This is a genomic window from Kaistia algarum, from assembly GCF_026343945.1.
GTDB classification, from domain to species: domain Bacteria; phylum Pseudomonadota; class Alphaproteobacteria; order Rhizobiales; family Kaistiaceae; genus Kaistia; species Kaistia algarum.
The window spans coordinates 949107-968593 of the sequence record NZ_JAPKNJ010000002.1; the positions used below are offsets into that span (position 1 = coordinate 949107).

At 63.4% G+C, this 19487-nt stretch carries 16 protein-coding genes; 11 read left to right on the forward strand and 5 right to left on the reverse strand.

Annotated features, from left to right (window positions below; translation table 11 throughout):
* The first annotated feature begins 227 nt into the window (after positions 1–227).
* The 9 genes from OSH05_RS17680 (at position 228) to OSH05_RS17720 (ending at position 11312) form a co-directional block, all read left to right on the forward strand.
* Positions 228–1139 (forward strand): substrate-binding domain-containing protein, encoded by a 912-nt coding sequence (locus OSH05_RS17680; protein WP_266352756.1) that lies wholly within the window; start codon positions 228–230, stop codon positions 1137–1139.
* An 81-nt stretch (positions 1140–1220) separates the two neighbouring features.
* The gene (locus OSH05_RS17685) at positions 1221–2732 is read left to right on the forward strand and encodes a sugar ABC transporter ATP-binding protein (protein ID WP_104220965.1); all 1512 of its coding nucleotides are present in this window, start codon (positions 1221–1223) and stop codon (positions 2730–2732) included.
* Entirely contained in the window at positions 2729–3700 is a 972-nt protein-coding gene (locus OSH05_RS17690; protein ID WP_104220964.1) for an ABC transporter permease, read from the forward strand. The genes OSH05_RS17685 and OSH05_RS17690 overlap by 4 nt, the downstream gene beginning before the upstream one ends.
* A 6-nt stretch (positions 3701–3706) precedes the next feature.
* The gene (locus OSH05_RS17695) at positions 3707–4690 is read left to right on the forward strand and encodes a sugar-binding transcriptional regulator (RefSeq protein WP_104220963.1); all 984 of its coding nucleotides are present in this window, start codon (positions 3707–3709) and stop codon (positions 4688–4690) included.
* Positions 4674–5666, forward strand: coding sequence for an aldo/keto reductase (locus OSH05_RS17700; RefSeq protein ID WP_104220962.1), 993 nt, complete (start codon positions 4674–4676; stop codon positions 5664–5666). Before OSH05_RS17695 ends, OSH05_RS17700 begins: the two co-directional genes overlap by 17 nt.
* A 3-nt stretch (positions 5667–5669) precedes the next feature.
* Positions 5670–7355: a glycerol-3-phosphate dehydrogenase/oxidase gene (locus OSH05_RS17705; RefSeq protein WP_104220961.1), complete on the forward strand. Its 1686-nt coding sequence runs from the start codon at positions 5670–5672 to the stop codon at positions 7353–7355.
* 12 nt (positions 7356–7367) lie between these two features.
* A complete protein-coding gene (locus OSH05_RS17710) occupies positions 7368–8216 on the forward strand; it encodes a class I fructose-bisphosphate aldolase (RefSeq protein ID WP_266352699.1) in 849 nt (282 codons plus the stop codon).
* Entirely contained in the window at positions 8213–9715 is a 1503-nt protein-coding gene (locus OSH05_RS17715; RefSeq protein WP_104221655.1) for an FGGY-family carbohydrate kinase, read from the forward strand. The genes OSH05_RS17710 and OSH05_RS17715 overlap by 4 nt, the downstream gene beginning before the upstream one ends.
* The gene (locus OSH05_RS17720) at positions 9708–11312 is read left to right on the forward strand and encodes a GMC family oxidoreductase (RefSeq protein WP_104221654.1); all 1605 of its coding nucleotides are present in this window, start codon (positions 9708–9710) and stop codon (positions 11310–11312) included. Before OSH05_RS17715 ends, OSH05_RS17720 begins: the two co-directional genes overlap by 8 nt.
* Before the next feature lie 478 nt (positions 11313–11790).
* Here OSH05_RS17720 and dacB read toward each other — a convergent pair whose 3' ends face one another.
* A complete protein-coding gene (gene dacB, locus OSH05_RS17725; protein ID WP_266352700.1) occupies positions 11791–13677 on the reverse strand; it encodes a D-alanyl-D-alanine carboxypeptidase/D-alanyl-D-alanine endopeptidase in 1887 nt (628 codons plus the stop codon).
* Between dacB and OSH05_RS17730 the strand changes: the two genes are divergently transcribed.
* Positions 13676–14446, forward strand: a complete 771-nt coding sequence (locus tag OSH05_RS17730) for an alpha/beta fold hydrolase (RefSeq protein ID WP_266352701.1) — start codon at positions 13676–13678, stop codon at positions 14444–14446. The two genes, dacB and OSH05_RS17730, sit on opposite strands and share 2 nt — an antisense overlap.
* 395 nt (positions 14447–14841) lie before the next feature.
* Here OSH05_RS17730 and OSH05_RS17735 read toward each other — a convergent pair whose 3' ends face one another.
* The 4 genes from OSH05_RS17735 to OSH05_RS17750 form a co-directional block, all read right to left on the reverse strand.
* Positions 14842–15174: a hypothetical protein gene (locus OSH05_RS17735; protein WP_133163181.1), complete on the reverse strand. Its 333-nt coding sequence runs from the start codon at positions 15172–15174 to the stop codon at positions 14842–14844.
* A gap of 241 nt (positions 15175–15415) precedes the next feature.
* Positions 15416–15928 carry an RHS repeat domain-containing protein gene (locus OSH05_RS17740; RefSeq protein ID WP_266352702.1) on the reverse strand — a complete coding sequence of 171 codons (513 nt, stop codon included), beginning with the start codon at positions 15926–15928 and terminating at the stop codon, positions 15416–15418.
* Positions 15929–15960: 32 nt separating this feature from the next.
* On the reverse strand, positions 15961–16455 hold the full coding sequence (locus tag OSH05_RS17745; RefSeq protein WP_104222023.1) for a hypothetical protein: 495 nt from the start codon (positions 16453–16455) through the stop codon (positions 15961–15963).
* Positions 16452–17741, reverse strand: coding sequence for an RHS repeat-associated core domain-containing protein (locus tag OSH05_RS17750; RefSeq protein ID WP_266352703.1), 1290 nt, complete (start codon positions 17739–17741; stop codon positions 16452–16454). Before OSH05_RS17750 ends, OSH05_RS17745 begins: the two co-directional genes overlap by 4 nt.
* A gap of 523 nt (positions 17742–18264) precedes the next feature.
* Between OSH05_RS17750 and OSH05_RS17755 the strand changes: the two genes are divergently transcribed.
* Positions 18265–19422 (forward strand): hypothetical protein, encoded by a 1158-nt coding sequence (locus OSH05_RS17755; RefSeq protein WP_133163182.1) that lies wholly within the window; start codon positions 18265–18267, stop codon positions 19420–19422.
* Positions 19423–19487 lie beyond the last annotated feature (65 nt).

Here is a 19487-nt window from a genome sequence, read left to right on the forward strand (position 1 = left end):
ACGGCTGTTTCTAGAACGGAAGATATTTCATGTGTTGAAAGATCTTCCATAACGATTGCAGCTGGGAGGATCCACTGCGCAATCCAAGGGGAGGAAATCCAATGACCAGAATAGCCGCAAAGCTTCTGGGCAGTGTCGCGGGCCTCGGTCTCGCGGTATTTGGCTCGGTAGTGCCCCATGCCCAGGCGGCGGAGCCGTTCCGCTGCGACCCTGGAGAGCTCTATGCAATGAACGTCATGGTGTCCGGGGTCGAATACTGGTTCCCGGTCTATGAGATGTTCAAACAGGCGGCCCATCAGATGGGTTGCGACACGATCTATACCGGCACTCCCGACTATGACGTTACCAAGCAGATCGCGAGCTTCGAGCAGGTTCTAGCGCGCCAGCCGAAGGGGATCCTGGTTCATCCGATGAACGCCGATCCCTTCATCGAGCCGATCAACCGCGCGATCGAACAGGGTACGGCGATCGTCACCTTCGCGGCGGATTCGCCGAACTCGAACCGCACGGCGTTCATCACGTCGAACAACGATCTGGAGGGGACCGGCGCGGCTGATGCTGTGGCCAAGGCCATGGATGGCAAGGGCGAATATGCGGTCCTCGAGAATCCGGGCCAAGACAATCACGACCGCCGGATCGCAGCCTTCATCGCCCGGATGGAAGCGAAGTGGCCCAACATGAAGCTCGTGGCCCGCGCCGCATCGAACCAGGACGCCAACAAGGCCTATCAGGCGGTGCTGTCCATGGCGCAGGCCAATCCGAACCTCGGCGCGATCTTCATGCCCGAGGCGAACTCGGCCCTTGGTGCGGCGCAGGCGAGCGTCGAGCTTGGTGGCAAGATCAAGATCATGACGGCTGACGTGAACGCCAAGATCCTCGACATGATCAAGGCCGGCGAGGTCTTCGGCTCGATCAATCCGAACCAGGGCATGCAGGGCTATCTCGGGTTTCTCACGCTCTACCTGGCGGCTCATCCAGACATGATCGACCCAATGAACGATGCCAAGCGGAACGGCAAGAATGCCATGACGATCCCCTATATCGACAATGGCTACGCCGTCGTCACGGCCCAGAACGCCGACGACTTCTATTGGGACGCCTATCTGAAGCGTCGCGGCACGAAGGGCATCGAGGAATAAGACCTCCCGCCATCGCCGGCCGGAACTCTCCGGCCGGCCCCATCCCCGCTTGAACGGCGCGCTCGCGCCGCAGGGTCGTCCATGTCCGCATCGCTCCTTTCCGTCAAAGACATCTCCAAGAGCTTCGGTCCCGTGCGGGCGCTTGCCGGCATGCACTTCGAGCTGGAGGCTGGCGAGGTCCATGCGCTGATGGGAGAAAACGGTGCCGGCAAGTCGACGCTGATGAACATCCTCGGCGGAGTGCTGAAGGCGGATGCCGGCGAGATCGTGATGAAGGGCAAGGTGCTGCAGATCGCGAGCCCCGCCGCGGCCCAGGCGCTCGGCATCGGCCTCGTTCATCAGGAGATCGCGCTCTGTCCGGACGTCAGCGTCGCCGAGAACATCTTCATGGCCGAGACGAATGGACGGCGCAGGCTGTGGATGGACGCGACGAGCCTGAGACGCCGGGCCGAGGCGGTGCTTGCCGACCTCCATCCGGTGCCGGTGACCGCGCTCGCCGGCGAACTGCCGATAGCCAGCCAGCAGATCGTCGAGATCGCCAAGGCGCTGACGCTCAACTGCGAGGTGCTGATTTTCGACGAGCCGACCGCCGCCCTTACCGAGACCGAAGCGTCGGCCCTGTTTGCCATTATCGGCGACTTGAAGGCCCGCGGCATCGGCATCGTCTATATCAGCCACCGCATGGCGGAGATCTTTGCCATCGCCGACCGCATCACGGTCGTTCGCGACGGGGCCTATGTCGCGACTTTCGACACCGGCGCGACGACGCCTGAAGAGATCGCCTCGACCATGGTCGGCCGGCCCATCCTCGATCTGTATCCGCCTCAGCGGGCCGCATCGCACGCACCGCCGATGCTGCGCATCGAGGGTTTGAGCGATGGCGGCATCGTGCGCGATGTCAGCTTCGAGGTCCGTCCTGGCGAGATCGTCGGCCTTGGCGGACTGATCGGCTCCGGCCGCACTGAAATCGCGCAGGCCCTATGCGGGCTCGCGCCGCGGACCGCCGGCAGGATCTTCCTTGACGGCGCCGAATTGGCGCAGACGGATTACCGCGCCTCCATCCGGGCCGGGATCGTCTATCTGAGCGAGGACCGGAAGGGCGACGGCATCTTTCTCGACCTCTCCATCGCGCAGAACATCTCCGCCCTCGATCTGAAGCGCGTATCCGGCGCCGTGATGGTCCGCCGGAGCGCCGAGGTCGCGCTGGCCGAACAATTGCGGCAGCGGCTCGACATACGGTGCGCCTCGGTCCACCAGCCGGTCGGCACGCTGAGCGGCGGCAACCAGCAGAAGGTTGCACTGGCCAAGCTGCTCGCGGTGGGCCCACGCGTGCTGTTCGTCGACGAGCCGACCCGCGGCGTCGATATCGGCGCGAAGGCGCAGATCTACGCCATCCTGCGCGAGCTTGCCGATCTCGGCGCCGGCATCGTGGCGATCTCCTCGGAACTGCCGGAACTGATCGGCATCAGCGACCGCATCCTCGTGCTGCATGAGGGACGATTGGCGGGGGAAGTCACGGGAGACGAGATGACGGAGGATCGCATCATCCAGCTGGCATCTGGGCTTGGCGGGCCAATGGGGACGTTGCAATGAGCACCAGCGAAACCTCCACCCTCGTTCGCATCGTGCGGGTGCGCGAATTCGGCCTCCTCGCCATCATCGCCGTCCTTTTCGTCGTGATGAGCCTGGCATCGCCCTATTTCCTGACCTGGACGAACATGCGGGCGATCCTGCTGTCGTTCTCGATCGAGGGCATCGTCGTCATCGGCATGACGATCCTGCTGATCGTCGGCGGCATTGACCTATCCGTGGGCTCCGTGGTGTGTCTGGCCATGGTAATCGGCGGGACGCTGTTCCTCGCCGGGCTCGACCCCTGGACGGCCAGCCTCATCGCCGTCGCTGTCTGCGGCTTCATCGGCTTTCTGATGGGGCTATGCGTCACCCGGATCGGGCTGCACTTCTTCATCGTCTCGCTGGCCTTCATGGTCATCACGCGCGGCCTCAGCCTGCTGTTGACCCAGGGGACGCCGCAGTCGCTCTTCTCCTTGCCGCCCGCCTTCAAGTTCGTGGGTCAGGGCAACCTCAGCGGCGTCCCGTTCGTGATCGTGATCTTCCTCGTCCTGATCGCGCTGTTCGACATATTGCTGCGCCGGTCGATCCTGTTCCGCCGGGTTTACTACACCGGCTCCAACGAGAAGGCCGCCCGCTTTTCCGGTATCGATACCAAGCGCGCCAAGGTCCTCTGCGCCACCATCTGCAGCCTCCTGGCTGGGGTTGCCGGCGTCGTCTATATGGCGCGCTTCGGCGCCGCGACGCCCCAGTTCGGCATTGGCATGGAACTGAGCGTGATCGCGGCCGCCGTGATCGGCGGGGCGAGCCTCAACGGCGGGTCCGGAACGATCGCCGGCGCCGTGCTGGGCGCCGCATTGCTCTCGCTGGTGACGTCGTCACTCATCCTGCTGAACGTGCCGGTCTACTGGCAGGATATAATCCGGGGGACGATTCTCCTGGTGGCCGTGACGATCGACCACTTCCTCAATGCCAGCAAGACCCGAGGCTGAAGTACCATGCCGGCTGCCCTGTTCAGCGAGACCGAAAGGCTGCGACGCATCCACCGGGTGCTCGTCATGCTCTACCAGGAGCACAAGTCCCAGGCCGAAATTGCGGCGGATATGGGCCTGTCGCCGGCGACGATCAACCGGATGATTCGCGAGGGGCATGAGCGCGGTCTGATCGAGATTCGCGTCCGCTCGCCCTTTGGCGGGACGGAGGGGCTGGCTTCGGCGCTGAAGCGGGTCGGGAAGCTGGATGGTGCCGTCACCGTGTCGTCGCCGTCGAGCGATCCGGCCATCGTGCTGAATGCCGTCGCCGATGCGGCCGCCGCCTCGCTGCTCGAGGGTCTCGCCGACGGCATGACCATCGCCGTCTCGGGCGGCGTGGCGCTGTGCGCGGTGATCGAGGCGCTGTCGCCGGGCCGGAAATACGACGTTCGCGTGGTACCCGCCACGGGAGGGGTGCAGGGCAAGTTCCGCACCGACGTCAACCATGTCGCCGTGGCGCTGGCCGAGAAGCTCGGGGGAACGGCCTACCAGCTTCACGCCCCGGTCTTCGCGGCGAACGAGGCCGAGCGGGCGGCGCTGATGTCGGTCTCGACGATCCACGGCGTTCTGGAGATGGCTCGGACCGCCGATGTGGCGCTATTCGGCATCGGCTCGGTGCGCGAAGCCGATAGCACCTACCTGACCTTCACCGCGACCGTGGACCGCGCTGCGATCGAGCGAGCCGGCGCGGAGGGCGAACTGCTGGCCCATCTCGTCGACGCCGACGGCAGGCCCAGCGCCTACCCCTCCAACCAGCGCCTCGTCGCGCTGACGCTTGACGAGCTTGCGCGCATCCCGCGGCGCATCGCGGTCGCCTCGGGCGAGCGGAAGGTCGAGCCGATCGCGGCGGTGCTGCGCGGGGGAACGGTCGGTCATCTGATCACTGACGACGCGACGGCCCGGGACGTGATCCGGAAAATGGAGGGAGCGACAAATGCAGATCCAGCGTGAGATCGGATCGAGCGGCGTCTCGGCCAGTGCCGTCGGGCTGGGCACATGGGCGATGGGCGGCTGGATGTGGGGCGGCGGCGACGACGCGGCATCCATCGCAGCGATCCGGGCAGCGCTTGATTGCGGCATCACGCTGATCGATACGGCACCGGCCTATGGGCTCGGCCGCGCCGAGGAGATTGTCGGCCGGGCAATCGAAGGCCGGCGCGATGAGGTCGTGCTGATCACCAAATGCGGCCTCGTCTGGGACACGGACGAGGGTCGGCCCTTTGTCGGGCAGGACGGCAAGATGATCCATCGCTTCCTCGGTCCGGACTCCGTGCGCCTTGAGCTGGAGGCCAGCCTTCGCCGCCTTCGCACCGATCATGTCGACGTGCTGATCACGCACTGGCAGGACCCGACGACCCCGATTGCCGAAACCATGGGCGCGCTGGAGGCGCTGAAGACCGAGGGCAAGATCCGCGCGATCGGCATCAGCAATGCGAGCGTCGAGGATCTGGAGGCCTATCGGCTTGCGGGCTCCGTCGATTGTGTGCAGGAGGCCTACAACATGCTCGATCGCGGGCTGGAGCAAACGCTTCTTCCGGTCTGCCGCGCTGCCGGCATCTCGGTCATCGGCTATTCGAGCCTGGCGCTCGGCCTGCTGACCGGACGCATCGGTCCGGACCGGATTTTCGAGGGCGATGACCTCAGGCGGACTCATCCGCGCTTCTCGGTGCAGAACCGCGCGCGGGTTGCTGAATTCGCAACGGCGATCGCCGGCATAGCGAGACGCCATGGCGCGGAGATCGGTGACATCGTCATCGCCTGGACGCTGGCGCAGCCCGGTATCACCTTCTCTCTCTGCGGGGCCAGGAATGCCGGTCAGTCGATCCAGAATGCCCGCGCCGGCGAACTGACCCTGACGGCGGACGACCTCGCGACGATCGACGCCGCCATCGCCGCGCATCTGGGCCCGGTCGCCGCGGCAGCCTGATCCATGTCGCATCCCGCCCCGCCAGTTCCCGAATCCGTCGACGTGCTGGTCATTGGCGGCGGCATCAATGGCATCAGCACGTTTCGCGAACTCGCTCTCCAGGGCGTCGACGTAGCCCTGATGGAGCGCGACGATTTCTGCTCCGGCGCCAGCGCGGCGCTGTCGCGCATGGTGCATGGCGGCCTGCGCTATATGGAGAACGGCGAGTTCCGGCTGGTGCACCAGTCGCTGCTCGAACGTGACCGGCTGTTGCGCAATGCCCCGCATTGCGTCTCGCCTCTGCCGACGCTGATCCCGATCAATGTCTGGTTCAAGGGCATGTCGGCGACCCTCGCCGCCTTTTTCGGCCGCGGCGGCGGACCGCGGCGGCGGCCTGGCGTCATGGTTCGCCTCGGACTGACGCTCTACGATCTGCTCTCCTGGCGCAGCCGGACCATGCCGCGCCATCGCGGTCTCGGCCGACGCGAAGCCCGGCGGATGGCTCCCGGACTTACCGGGGACGCGATCGGCGCCGTGCTCTACTACGACGCCCGCGTCACCATGCCGGAACGGCTGGGTGTCGAAATGGTGCTCGACACGGAGGCGCAGACCGAGGCTCGCACCTTCTCCTATACCGAGATCGTCGGCGGGAACCGCGACGGCCTCGTGTGGCGCGACCGGCTGACCGGCGCCAGCGGGCGCATCGCGGCAAAGGTCGTCGTCAACGCGACGGGAGCGTGGGTCGACCATGTCGACGGCGCGATCCGACAGGCTGAAAATCGCAGGCGCGTCCAGGGCACCAAGGGTTCGCATCTGATGATCCGCAACGAGGCGCTTCGGGCCGCGCTCGGCGATCACATGATCTACTACGAGAATTCCGACGGCCGCATCTGCATTGCGTTCAACCATGCCGGCGCGTCGATGGTCGGCTCCACCGACATTCGCGTCGACGATCCGGACGATGCCGTCTGCCTGGCCGAGGAGCGCGACTATATGCTCGGCGCGCTCGCCGGCGTTTTTCCGAAACTCGAAATCGTCGATGACGAGATCGTCCACGTCTTCACCGGCGTCCGGCCGCTGCCCGTCAGCGGCGACGGTCCGACAGGACGGATCAGCCGCGACCATTCGGTCGAGGTGGAACCCTCCGGCCCCCTGCCCTATGCGCTCTTGACGCTGATCGGCGGCAAGTGGACCACCTTTCGCGCTTTCGGCGAGGAAGTGGCGGATCTCGCGCTGAAGCAGCTTGGCCGGCACCGCACGCTGAGCACGCAGGATATGCCGATCGGTGGCGGTCGCGACCTGCCGCTAAAGCCACAGGCGCGGGATCGCTGGGTCCGCGAGCAGGCGGAGGTAGCGGGCCTCTCCGAAACGGAATTCGGCCGGCTCGCGCGGCGTTATGGCAGCCGGGCCACCCAGGTGGCGCGGTTCATCGGCGAGGGGCCGGACGCGCCGCTCCACCATGCCGGCGATCATTCGAGGCGAGAGCTGCTGTTCCTGATCTTGCACGAACGGGTGCGCGAGATCGGAGACCTGCTGCTCCGGCGCACCGCGCTCGGCATCGAGGGCCGGATCAGCCCGTCGCTGGTCGAGGAAGTCGCCGGCATCATGGCCGATCCGCTCGGCTGGTCGGAGGCCGAAAGAGCCGGTGCCGTCGGCCGCTTCGAGACCATCATGTCCCGCCGCCACCGCGTGCAGGGCGACGATCGCTGAAGGGAGGAAATGATGTACCTGACGAAGAAGGTTCGCCTGAACCGGCTGATGCGCGGCGGTCGCTGTCTCGATGTCGCGATCGATCATGGCGTCTGCAATGAGCCCTCATTCATGGCGGGCATCGAGGACATGGCCGGCGTCGTGAAGATGCTCGCCGCCGCCGCGCCTGACGCCATCCAGATGAATTACGGCCAGTCGGACCTGCTGCAATCGCTCCCCGGTCCGCATCGCCCCGCCCTCGTCATGCGGGTCGATATGGGCAATCCCTATAACCGGCAGCGCCACCGTGAGATGTGGGCGGTGCTGCAGAACGAGTCCGACCCCATCCTGCCGGCACTGCGCATGGATGCCGCCTGCGTTGTCGTGAACCTGTTCATGCTCCCGGATGAGCCCGGGCTGTTCCGGCAATGCGTCCAGAACATCAGCCGCCTCGGCAATGATTGCGAGAAATACGGCATGCCGTTGATGATCGAGCCGCTGGTGATGCAACCGAACGAGAAGGGCGGCTATCTCGTTGATGGTGACACCGAGAAGATCGTGACGCTGGTTCGCCTTGCGCGCGAAATGGGGGCGGACATCGTCAAGGCGGATCCCACCGACGACCCGTCCGAATTCCATCACGTGGTCCAGGCGGCACGATGCCCGGTGCTGGTGCGCGGCGGCGGCAAGGCGGATCTCCGCCGGGTGCTGGAGAATTCGGCCCTGCTGATGGGGCAAGGTGCACACGGCATGGTCTATGGCCGCAACATCTACCAGCACGACAATCCCCGCGCCGTGGTCGCCGCGCTGATGGCGATCATCCATGACGGCGCGGACGCCGACGCGGCTTGGTCGATCTATGGCGGCAGTGCATCGCCATGACCGCCTTCCTGGGCATCGACGCGGGCAATACGGGCGTCAAGGCTGTGCTGTTCGACGCCGACGGTACCGAGCTTGCCCGCGCGCATCGCGACACCGGCGGAACCAGCCCGGCGCCCGGCATGGTCGAGCGCGATATCGGCCGCTTCCGCACCGACCTCGACGAACTCATCCGCGAGGTCATCGCCAGGAGCGGGCGGAGCAGTTCGGATATCGCCGGAATCGGAACGTCGGGGCACGGCAACGGCCTCTATCTGCTGGGCGCCGGGGGCGAGCCGGTGATCGCGATCCAGTCGCTCGATACCCGCGCCGCCGGGCTCGTGGATGAATGGAGCGCCAGCGGCGTCGCGGAGGCGGCGGCCGCGATCTGCCTGCAGCGGCCCTGGCCGTCGCAGACGCCGACGCTTCTCGCCTGGATGAAGCGCCACCGGCCGGAGGCGCTCGCCGGCGCTCGCCATCTCGTCTTCTGCAAGGACATCGTCACCCACGCGCTGACAGGAGAGTTCGCGAGCGACGTCTCCGACATGGGCGGCGCCGGCCTGCTGCGGCTGCCGGGCAACGGCTACGACGCCGAGTTGCTGGCACTGTACGGCATCGACGACCTTGAGCCGTTGCTGCCACCGCTTTTCTGGCCGACCGATGTCGTCGGCGTCGTCACGACGGCGGCGAGCGAGCGTACCGGCCTCGCGCCAGGCACGCCGGTGGTTGCCGGCTTCTTTGACGTGGTCGCGAGTGCCGTCGGGGCGGGTGTGACGCGGCCGGGCCAGGCCTCCGTCATCCTGGGGACATGGAGCATCAACCAGGCGATCGTCGGGACCCCGGTGCCCGGTGTATTCATGTCGGCTGCCATCGAGCCCGGCCGCTACATGTCGATGGACAATTCCGCGACCTCGGCCGCCAATCTCGAATGGATCGCCCATCACCTGCTCTCCCATGACGAGCGGCGGACCCACGGGGCCTTCGCGCTCGCTGACGCCCTCGCGCTCGCCGCGCCTCCGCGCGCCGACGGTCCGCTGTATCACCCCTATATCTATGGCGCGGGCCATGATCCGAGCGCCCGCGCGGGCTTCTTCGGGCTGGCCGGCTGGCATGATGCCGGCGATCTGATGCGCTCATTGTTCGAGGGGGTGGCCTTTGCCCATCTCGCTCATATCGAACGCCTGCGCGCCTCAGGCGTCGATCTCGGCTTGATCACGCTCTCAGGTGGCGGCTCCAAGAGTCCGGTCTGGCCGCAGATGATGTCTGACATGCTCGGAGCGCCGGTGCGCGTCGCGGTTCAGACAGAGACGGGAGCGCTTGGCGCCGCCATGGCCGCCGCAGTCGGGACCGGCTGCTACGCCAGCCTGGATGCGGCTTCGATCGCCATGGTCGCGCCGGCACGCGATGTGTCGCCGGATCAACGACTCGGTTTGCACTATCGCCGCCGCTACGCGCTCTGGCAGGCCCTGGAGAAGAGCCTGAAGCCACACTGGGATGCGTTGAGGAAGCTTGGGGATGCGTGAGGGGAGCGACAGCTACGACTACATCGTCGTGGGCGCCGGGTCGGCAGGATGCGTATTGGCCAATCGGCTGTCGGAGCCGTCCGGCACGCGCGTATTGCTGATCGAGGCCGGCGGCTCCGACCGCTATCCCTGGATCCATATCCCGGTCGGCTACCTCTACTGCATTGGCAATCCGCGCACGGACTGGATGTATCGGACGGTACCGGAGCCGGGACTGGGCGGCCGCTCGATCGCCTATCCGCGCGGCAAGGTCATGGGTGGCAGTTCGTCGATCAATGGCATGATCTACATGCGCGGCCAGGCAGCCGACTATGACGGCTGGGCACAAATGGGGCTCAAGGGATGGAGTTGGGACGAAGTCCTGCCAATTTTCGTGAAATCGGAGCGGTACCATCGGACTGCCCTTGGCCATGGCACGGAGGGTGAAATGCGCGTCGAGCGCCAGCGCTTGCGCTGGCCCGTGCTCGACGCGGTGCGGGAGGCCGCGGTGGAGATCGGCATTCGGCCGACGGATGATTTCAATCGCGGCGACAATGAGGGGTCAGGCTATTTCGAAGTCACGCAGCGCGGCGGCATCCGCTGGAGTTCGGCGCGGGCCTTTCTCGGCGCAGAAATCAAGCGCCGGCCGAACCTCACGATCCTGAGCCACGCTCAAGTCGTCGAACTGGCATTTGAAGGCACACGCGTGGCCGGCGTGGTGTTCGAGCGCGACGGCGTCCGTCAGAAGGCAGCGGCCCGGCGGCAGGTAGTGCTCGCCGCCGGCGCCATCGGTACGCCGCAAATATTGATGCTCTCCGGCCTCGGTCCGGCGGAGCATCTGAAGGATCACGGCATCGAGGTCCGGCGCGATCTGAGAGGTGTTGGTGCGAACCTGCAGGACCATCTGCAGATCCGTACGGCATTTCGGATCAGCGGTGCCCGAACGCTCAACGACATGCAGGCGACCTTCCTCGGCAAGGCGCGGATCGCGGCCGAATTCGCCCTTTCCCGCTCGGGTCCGATGGCCATGGCGCCGAGCCAGCTCGGCCTCTTCACCCGTTCGCACCCGCGCTACGCGACCCCGAACGTCGAGTTTCATGTCCAGCCCCTGTCTCTCGATGCGTTCGGCCAGCCGCTGCACACCTACCCGGCCATCACGGTTTCGGTCTGCAACCTCCGGCCCAACAGCGCCGGCTCGGTCCGCCTGGCTTCGGCCGACCACAAGGACGCGCCGACCATCGCGCCGAACTATCTTTCCGACGCCGAGGACCGGGAAGTCGCGATCGAGTCGATCCGCCTTGCGAGACGCCTCATGGCGACGCGGCGGATGGCGGACTTGAAGCCGCAGGAGACGGCGCCTGGCGCACAGATCGATACGGATGCCGATCTGCTCGTTGCCGCGAGCCGGATTGCGACGACGATATTTCACCCCGTGGGAACCGCTCGCATGGGGATGGCCGACGACCCGATGGCGGTCCTCGACGCCAGCCTCCAGGTCCGCGGCGTCGAGGGCCTGACGGTTGCCGACGCTTCGGCCATGCCGCGGATCGTTTCGGGCAACACCCACGCGCCAGTGGTGATGATCGCCGAGCGCGCAGCGACGTTTCTAAAGGCCTGACGATCAACGACCACTGGACGGGTAGTATCCGCAACGGTCTGGTGAACAATGGGCATCAGGCTCCGTCACGTGGCCGACCATCCGCCGTCAGACAGCTGGATCCGGATTGGAGCGTGATCGCTGCCACGCTCCCATGCCCGAACACGACGATCGACACAGTCCGGGATCAGGCTCTTCGCGACACTTGGGTTGAGGAACGGTGGATCGATCTGGAGATCAGCACCGGGGCATAGGCGTTGGGCCAATATCGCCGGAATGTGCCGATGGAGCCGTTGGGGTGTAGACGGCATGGCGTCATCCAGAGAGCGCCTGCCGCGTCGGCAGAGTTAGCCGAGGGTCACCTCGGGAAAATAGATAGTTAGGCGATCCAAGCCGAGGCCTGCATTGCGCGCCTGTTCACAGCTCGGCCGCACGTAGGCGAACGCCGCCCCACATCGAACACTGCTCTTCAGGGTGAGACGGGTGCCGCGAACGAGGCCTAATAACCCTGTTGAATGGCGACAGCGACCGCGGCGACATCCGCCCGGGCGGCGCTGTAGTCTTCCAGCGACGGGAACGGGACGTTGTTGACCATCACGCTGTAGGCGAGCCGGCGCCCGCTCCTGGCGTCGATATAGCCGGTCTGGGTGGTGGCCAGCGCGACGAGTTTCCCCGCGGGGCTCCCCGCCACGATGTCGCCGTCCTTGATCCGGACATGGCCCGCCGCCGGCGTTCCGACGCCGTTTGGCGCCTGCGAGCCGTCAACGCCGAGCACGGCCATGCCGTCATGAATGGCGGCACCCCAGCGGGTCGGTGCTATCTCGCGAAGGAATGTAGCAAGGTCCGACGGCGTCGTCCTGTTGTTGTTGCTGGTCCCCGCACCGTCAAAGATATAGGTGCTGGTCGGCGAGATGCCGTGCTCGGCGAGGAGCTTCGAGACTTCATCCAGCCCCTTGCCGCAATCGCGGCTTCCGGCCCTAACCGCGGCGAGACAGACCATGAGGTCGGCGCCGCGGTTGTAGCTTACCTTCAGGATAACCTTGACGAATTCCGACAGCGGCGGCGAGACATATTCCGCCACCCGATTGGCATCGCCATAGTCGGCTGCGTTTGGAAGTGCGCCGGGCACCCCGAGCGGCGCTGCCGCGACCTTGATGCCGGCCCGGACCAGCGCCTCGATGAAGGCGGTACGTGCGAAGGCAGTGGGATCGGCGATTTGGGAAATCGTCAGAATCGGCGGGCTGCCCAAAGCGATCTTGCCGTTGACTTGGATCACGCCTGGCCGGGGCGTTGTGACTTCGAGCGGCCCGGCCGGGCTGGCGACCGTGGTGACATCGTTCTCCACGCTTATCGCCGCGCTCTTCGGACGCCAGTCGATCTCGGCTTTCTCACCGGCCTTGGTCGGCGTCACCAGGATATCGATGTTGTTCTCATTGACCCAGATGGGCGCAATGGCTCCTGCGGAAAACCCTCGGTAAGTCTCGAAGAGCCGGTCGTCGATGGCGACGTCGCCGGCGACTTCATCGATGCCCGCCGCCTTCACCTGGGCCGCCAATGCATCGAGCGCCGCGAGCGGATCGCTGTTCTTGACATAGGCCCCGCCGGGGAACCCGGTATAGGTAGTGTTGTGATCGACCTCCGGCAGGCTGTTGAAGCCAAGGGTGCCGTCTGGCTGGGTTCGGAGCCCGAAGTTGAAATCGCCCGAAGCGAGGAGCACGAGGTCTCCGGCAAGAACGTGATCCTTGACCTCTCCAAGCCTGTACACCGGCGTGCGGAAGCGATAGTCCGCGCCATAGTCGTGAAGAGCGGTCGCGATGCTGTAGATCTTCATGACGGAAGCCGGCAACAGAGACTTATCTCCCGCCTCGTCGATCAGCACGTCTCCCGTGGCGAGATCCACCAGGTGAATGCCCCAACTGCTATGGGCGAACGCCGGCTTGGCCTGAATATTCCGTATGGCGTCGGCAACGGAGACGGGAATCGCCGCGGGCCCCGCCGCCCCGCCGGCCGCGGTCGCTGCACCTCCAAACCCCAGCAGGAGGGTGAGTACCAGCCCGGCGCTTCCGATCTTTGTCGATGCAGGGATGTTCACGCGATGCCCTTCCTTGCGGTATAGGCGTAATCTTCGCATGCTTATTGCTGCAAGTCGAAGGCGTCCGACGTTCCTTCCGAACACCGGATCTTGCTGTTGCACCGGGGAGGTACGGCCTATGTTGCGTCGCCATTCTCTGTTTGTCGCAATTGTTCTCGCCGCGTGCTCCGCAATGTTCCCGGCTCGGGCAAAGAGCAGCGATACTGCCGGCCGCTTCGATATTGGCGGCGGGCGCCAAATGTATCTCGAATGCCGGGGCGCGGGGGCGCCGGTTGTCGTCATCGTGGCGGGCATGCGGGCTTCCGCCGAGGACTGGACCCATGCCGAGCCCGGCAAGTTGGATGTCTTCTCGGAGCTAGCCCGATTCACGCGGGTCTGCGCCTATGACCGGCCGGGAACGCCGGCGGGCGACGCGCCCAGCCGCAGCGACCCGGTTCCGCAGCCGGTCACCGCGGGCGACGCGGTGGCAGACCTCCATGCGCTGCTGGCCGCTGGCGGCATCACGGCGCCCTTCGTTATGGTCGCGCACTCCTATGGCGGACTGATCGCCCGACTATACGCGATGACCTATCCGGATCAGGTGAAAGGGATGGTTCTTGTCGATACTCTATCCGAGGGTCTTCAGGATGCGGAGACGCCTGAGGAGTGGGCGATCCAGCGCGTCCTGCTAAATGGTGATCTGACGGAGGCGTTGAGGCTCTATCCGCCGATCGAGCGGGCGGATGCGGAGCGAAGTTTCGATCAAATACGCGCCGCTGCGCCGCTCAAGCAGATGCCGCTGATCGTCCTTAGCGCCGACCGGCCCTGGGGACCGCTGATCCCCAAGCTCATCGCCGACGGCGTACTGCCGGCGAATACGCCTTCCGACTTTGGCTACGTGACCGACAGGGCACAAAAGGAAGCCCAGGCACAGCTCGCCGCACTGGTTGCCGGAGCGCGGCATGTGACGAACACCGATAGCGGTCATGAGATTCATAAGGACCAGCCGCAACTGGTTGTGGATTCGATCCGTGAGGTCGTCGTGGCAGTTCGAAATGGCAAGGCGAGCCTGGATAGCCAATAGGATGAATCCAGGATTTTACGTCGGCTAAGTGGTCCGGTGGGGACAGGATCTGTCGCACCATTGCCGGCATGGGGCCAAATTCGGCCTAGATCTGACTTCGGCTCGCACCTCGAAAGAATGCCTCTGCAGGCAATTCCCGGACCAGGATAACAACGCTGAGCGCGTCCAGGTCATTCGGTTGTCTCGTTCGATCGGCGCAGGGCGTTGATACTCGCCGCAATTGATCTCGGCCAAATTACCGGCGGGGCTGTGACAAGCCCCGAGCACAATCAAATTGATTCAACCCAACGCCTCATAGATCCACCGATGAGCCCCTCGGATCGTTCCCGTCGCCCGCTAGATTGAAGGAGGCCCGTAGCGCCTCCTGCTACGAGCCGTTGCCGGGCAATCTCCCGCTATTTATACCATCCACGCGACACACCGATTGCTGAAACGACAAATACAAAAAGCGTCAGTGCCGCAGCTGTTCCAAATTGGTGCGCACCTGCCGCCACCTGGAACGCACCGATCAACGCGGCACCGGCAATGAAATTTATCGCAAACATCGGCCAAGGACGCTCTGCGAATGGGACTTTCCACAATCCTTTTTCTCGAGAAAAGCTCATGCCAAATGAAATCAGGAAACCCAACAGCGCCGCAACAATCAACCTCCAGAATTCTTCGTTAGTAGAAAAACACAAAGCAAGAACTATTAAAATGCATCCAATTGAGACAACCTTACCCGTCACGATATCGCTCTCCAATTACACTATTTATTCTATATCTCCTGTCATATCCCAGCGCCTTTCCGCTTTCGGCGTCGGGCTGGAGAATGCATGACGGAGATCCAAACTGTATAATCGAGACGGATGCAATGTATCTAACGTAACCGGTGCCCAACAGCATAGCCGACCGACGCTCCAGCCGAAAATTCAAGTGTGATGTTGAACGGCGTCGGATCTTCTACCGTTCCGAAGTCAACATGAACATTCAAACCTCCCTGACCACCTGCGCCGCGGACATAGGTCGGAACAAAACCAAAAGACACCCTCTCATGCCCATTGGAACTGCCTTATTCACCGGATCATTCCCGGCATAGGCATAGCGGTTCGTGCCGACGGCATTGGCGAGCCAGCCGATGGCGCCGCCGCCGACGGCGGTTTTCGCATCGATCGGGTCGAAATCGTCCGGGTTGACGAAGAGGCCAATGGCCGGGTCGTACCAGCGGGCGTTCAGATCCAGCAGGCCGGTGTCGGCGTCGTGGCGCTGGCCGACGAAGCCGCGGGTCTCACCGCCGCAGGAGAGGGTTGAGACCGGGATCTTCGAACCGAACGCGGTGAAGCGCTGGCGCATGGCGATGTTGCCGGAAGAGTCTGTCTCCAACTTGACCGAGGCGAGGTGGTCGCGGTGGACGAAGCACGTCGTCGTGCCGACCTTGCGGATGTCAGGATTGGGGATCTTGGTCAGGACGCCGGCATCGTCGATGTTTGCCGGGTCCACCACTGCACCGTCTCTAGTTCGGCAATAACAGAAGATTATACCACCTCGATCTGCGTCAGGAGCCGGGCCGATCTAGAAGTCCGCGAATAGAATATCGCACTGCAATTTGGCGACAACCGATAAGAATATACGTTAGACGCAACCGTGTAGGCCCCACGCAGGCCCATATTCATTCCAGAAAAGACTCGCTTTGCTTCATTGAGTTTCATGTCACGGTAGACGCCGACAGACGAGAAGTTGAAGACACCTCGGCCAGCGAATGCTTGTCCTGGTTTTCCAGGCCGGACAACAATGAGAAATATCTGTAACACGTTCAGTCCATTGGCCTGGAAATGGAATTCTACGTCGTCAAACTCAAAATAGCCGCGCGCAGGTTCATCATTACCCAGACGCACTGGGTTCCATCGCTTTTTGAGCGATGTATATCTGTTCACTAGAGCGGTGAACTCCTGACTGGACATTCCGACGCCAATCGGGCCAAATCTCCGCTCCTCAGCGAGCTCTTCAATACTTCCGTCAATGGTTATCATTTTGGCTGTCGTTTATTATTATCATCTTTTCCATTGCCTGAGTTTCCAGGACGTCCTTTTTCTTTGCTCTCATCATTTATATTGGAGGACACGGAGGGCTTAACACCCTTCTCAAGCCGTTTCGCAATTTCTTCCATTTCATCAGCGCGGCTCTTGCTCTTGGTCTTCATCTTTTCGATGCGTCCTCTGATTTGATCGATCGCCTTCTGCAGTCCCTTAGGAGTGTCCAGTGATCCTGCGAATTCCTTGACTTTAGCTTTCCAACCACTTTTCTTTCGATCGCCATCGTCGACTGGACCGATTTCGACACCGCCATCCGGCCCCAATCTTATTCCGACGTGAACGCCGCCGTGGTTGACATGAGGTCCCTTGTTCAACCAGTCTCCGTCGCCGCCCCAAACCCAAGGTCCATTCCACGAGGCCCTCGACTCTGCGGGTTGTTCAAATGTCCCAATCGCCGGCGGCGCAGTCAGTGCGTTCAGCATAGACTGCTGGGCAGCTTTGCCGCTGTCAGTATTGTTCCAAAGATAGGTGGCAACTGCGCCAACCACGATCACCCCAGCCGTCCACGCTAGATAGCCCTCGCCAATACACCCGTCCCATAAGCAGTGCCCGTTCGGATCGGCCTTGTTGACCGGATCATTCCCGGAATAGGCATAGCGGTTCGTCCCGACGGCATTGGCCAACCATCCGGTGGCGCCGCCCTTGACGGCTGTTCCCGCATCGATCGGATCGAAATCGTCCGGGTTGACGAACAACCCAATGGCCGGGTCGTACCAGCGGGCGTTCAGATCCAGCAGGCCGGTGTCGACGTCGTGACGCTGGCCGACGAAGCCGCGGGTCTCACCGCCGCAGGAGAGGGTTGAGACCGGGATCTTCGAACCGAACGCGGTGAAGCGCTGGCGCATGGCGATGTTGCCGGAAGAGTCTGTCTCCAACTTGACCGAGGCGAGGTGGTCGCGGTGGACGAAGCACGTCGTCGTGCCGACCTTGCGGATGTCAGGATTGGGGATCTTGGTCAGGACACCGGCATCGTCGAGTTCGCTCGTGCCGAGGAGATAGCTGGTCTTGGCCGGGTTGGTGCCGACAGTCGCGACGGTCTTGATGCGACTGCCGTCGGGGCCATAGGCGTAAGCCGTCGTGGCAGCCACCTGTACAACGGAGACCAGACGATTGTCGCCATCATAGGCGAGCGTCTTCGGTGCCAGATTGCCGTCATAGCCGTTGGTCAGATTGCCATTGGCGTCGCAGGTCCGCGTCAGCGCATCTTGCGGGCAAGTCTGCAACTGAAAATGTTGATCTTAGATTGCAAATCTGGTCGAGCAGGCTAAAATTGACCCAACTCTTCAGTCTTGATCAAGATAGTCATTGTTGAAATAACAATCCAACTATCTACGACCCAGTGCGCGCGGTCGTTCCGCTGTTTACCGGTGCGTCTCTCGTCGTGGCGCCTCCACAATCGCCAGCGCCAGCACTGGACACTAGGCTGTCTCAGTCCCATCGGGTTGGACGACGAGGTAAACCAGCTTATCCTAGCATCCAAAAGAACCGGCAGCAGGCCAGAGTGCCATTTCATTCATCGCCTTTCCGGCCATCGTCGCCGCAAAGCTATGGCTTCCGTCCTATGTCAACAGGGTCTGGATCACGATCCAATTGGCGGCTCTGCCGAGGTGGCGGCATCGCCCCCTGCCGACCCAATCTCGTCGACGACCTCATGCACGACTCGAGGTACAATTTGCGTTAGAAAATACTGATCATTGATGACTCCTGTTCGAGACAAGCTTACTTCCTTTCGTTTGAGAGATACGCATGGCGCACACGAGCGGTGGAAACGTAAACTTACGCAGCGGCGTAAAAATCTATGACAATGACTGGTATATTCGGTACCGGATGGAGCCGGATGAACTCGCCGATATGCTGGCGAGCTGGAACATCAGCTATGTCATCGCCCAGAGCCGATACCTGCCTATGCAGGATTCGGCGGTGCCGAGTCGGGTGACGCCCGCTGATCTTGAGCGATATGCCACTCTCGACGACGTGGCCGTGCGCAAGGCATTGGCCGAACGTGGCATCGGCTACTTTTCCTGCCTCAATATCTGCTTCGATCCGGACTATATCGCCAGTCATCCCGAACAATTGCCGATCGACCAGTTCGGCAAGATCGAGGAAAAGCAGGACTGGTATATCGGCGTGCCGCCAGATCGGCAGGCGAACCTCGCCCATAAGATCGACCTGCTCGAAAAGGGCGTCGCCGCCCTGATGCCGGATGTCGTGCATCTCGGTTTCATCCGTTGGCCCGGGTTCTGGGAGACGTGGCTGCCTGGGGACAGGCGTTCCGACAAGCCGGAATATTGCTACGCGCCGCAGACCCTCGATCGCTTCGCGGAGGCCTGCGGGCTGACGCTGGATACGTCGGATCCGGTCGCGGCGGCGGCGACGATCGCGCGTAAGCATCGGGCCGAGTGGACCGCGTATAAGAGCGCGACGACAGTCGGCGCGATCCGGCGGATCCGGAACGCGGTGCGGGCCGTGAAGGGCGATGTCGAGATCTCGATCAACACGCTGCCGTTCTTCGCTGACGACTTCGACCATTGCGTCACGGAGGTGTTCGGCCAGGATGTGCGCGCCCTTGCCGAGGTTGTCGACGTGTTCGAGGTGATGGCCTATCACCAGATCATGGCCCGTGAGGCGGAATGGCCCGCCAATGTCGCAACCGATATCCGCGAGCGCAGTGGGGCGAAGGCGATCTGTACCGTGCAAGCCAAGGCGATCTATCTCGAAGGCATGCATGCGGGCCGCGGGCGGAGTCCACTGATCGACGGGCCGGAATTCAGCCGCATGCTCGATGCCGTCGAGACGAGCCCGGTGGAAGGGCTGTGCGTCTTCACGCTCAACGATCTGATGTCGATCCGCGGCTCGCCGGATGGTCAAGCGATCGTCGATCGCCTGACCCGCTTCCGCCGCTGACAGGAAAAAGCCTCGAGAGCGGAACTCCCGGGGCTTTTCGACCAGACGCCCGGAACGATCTTCGA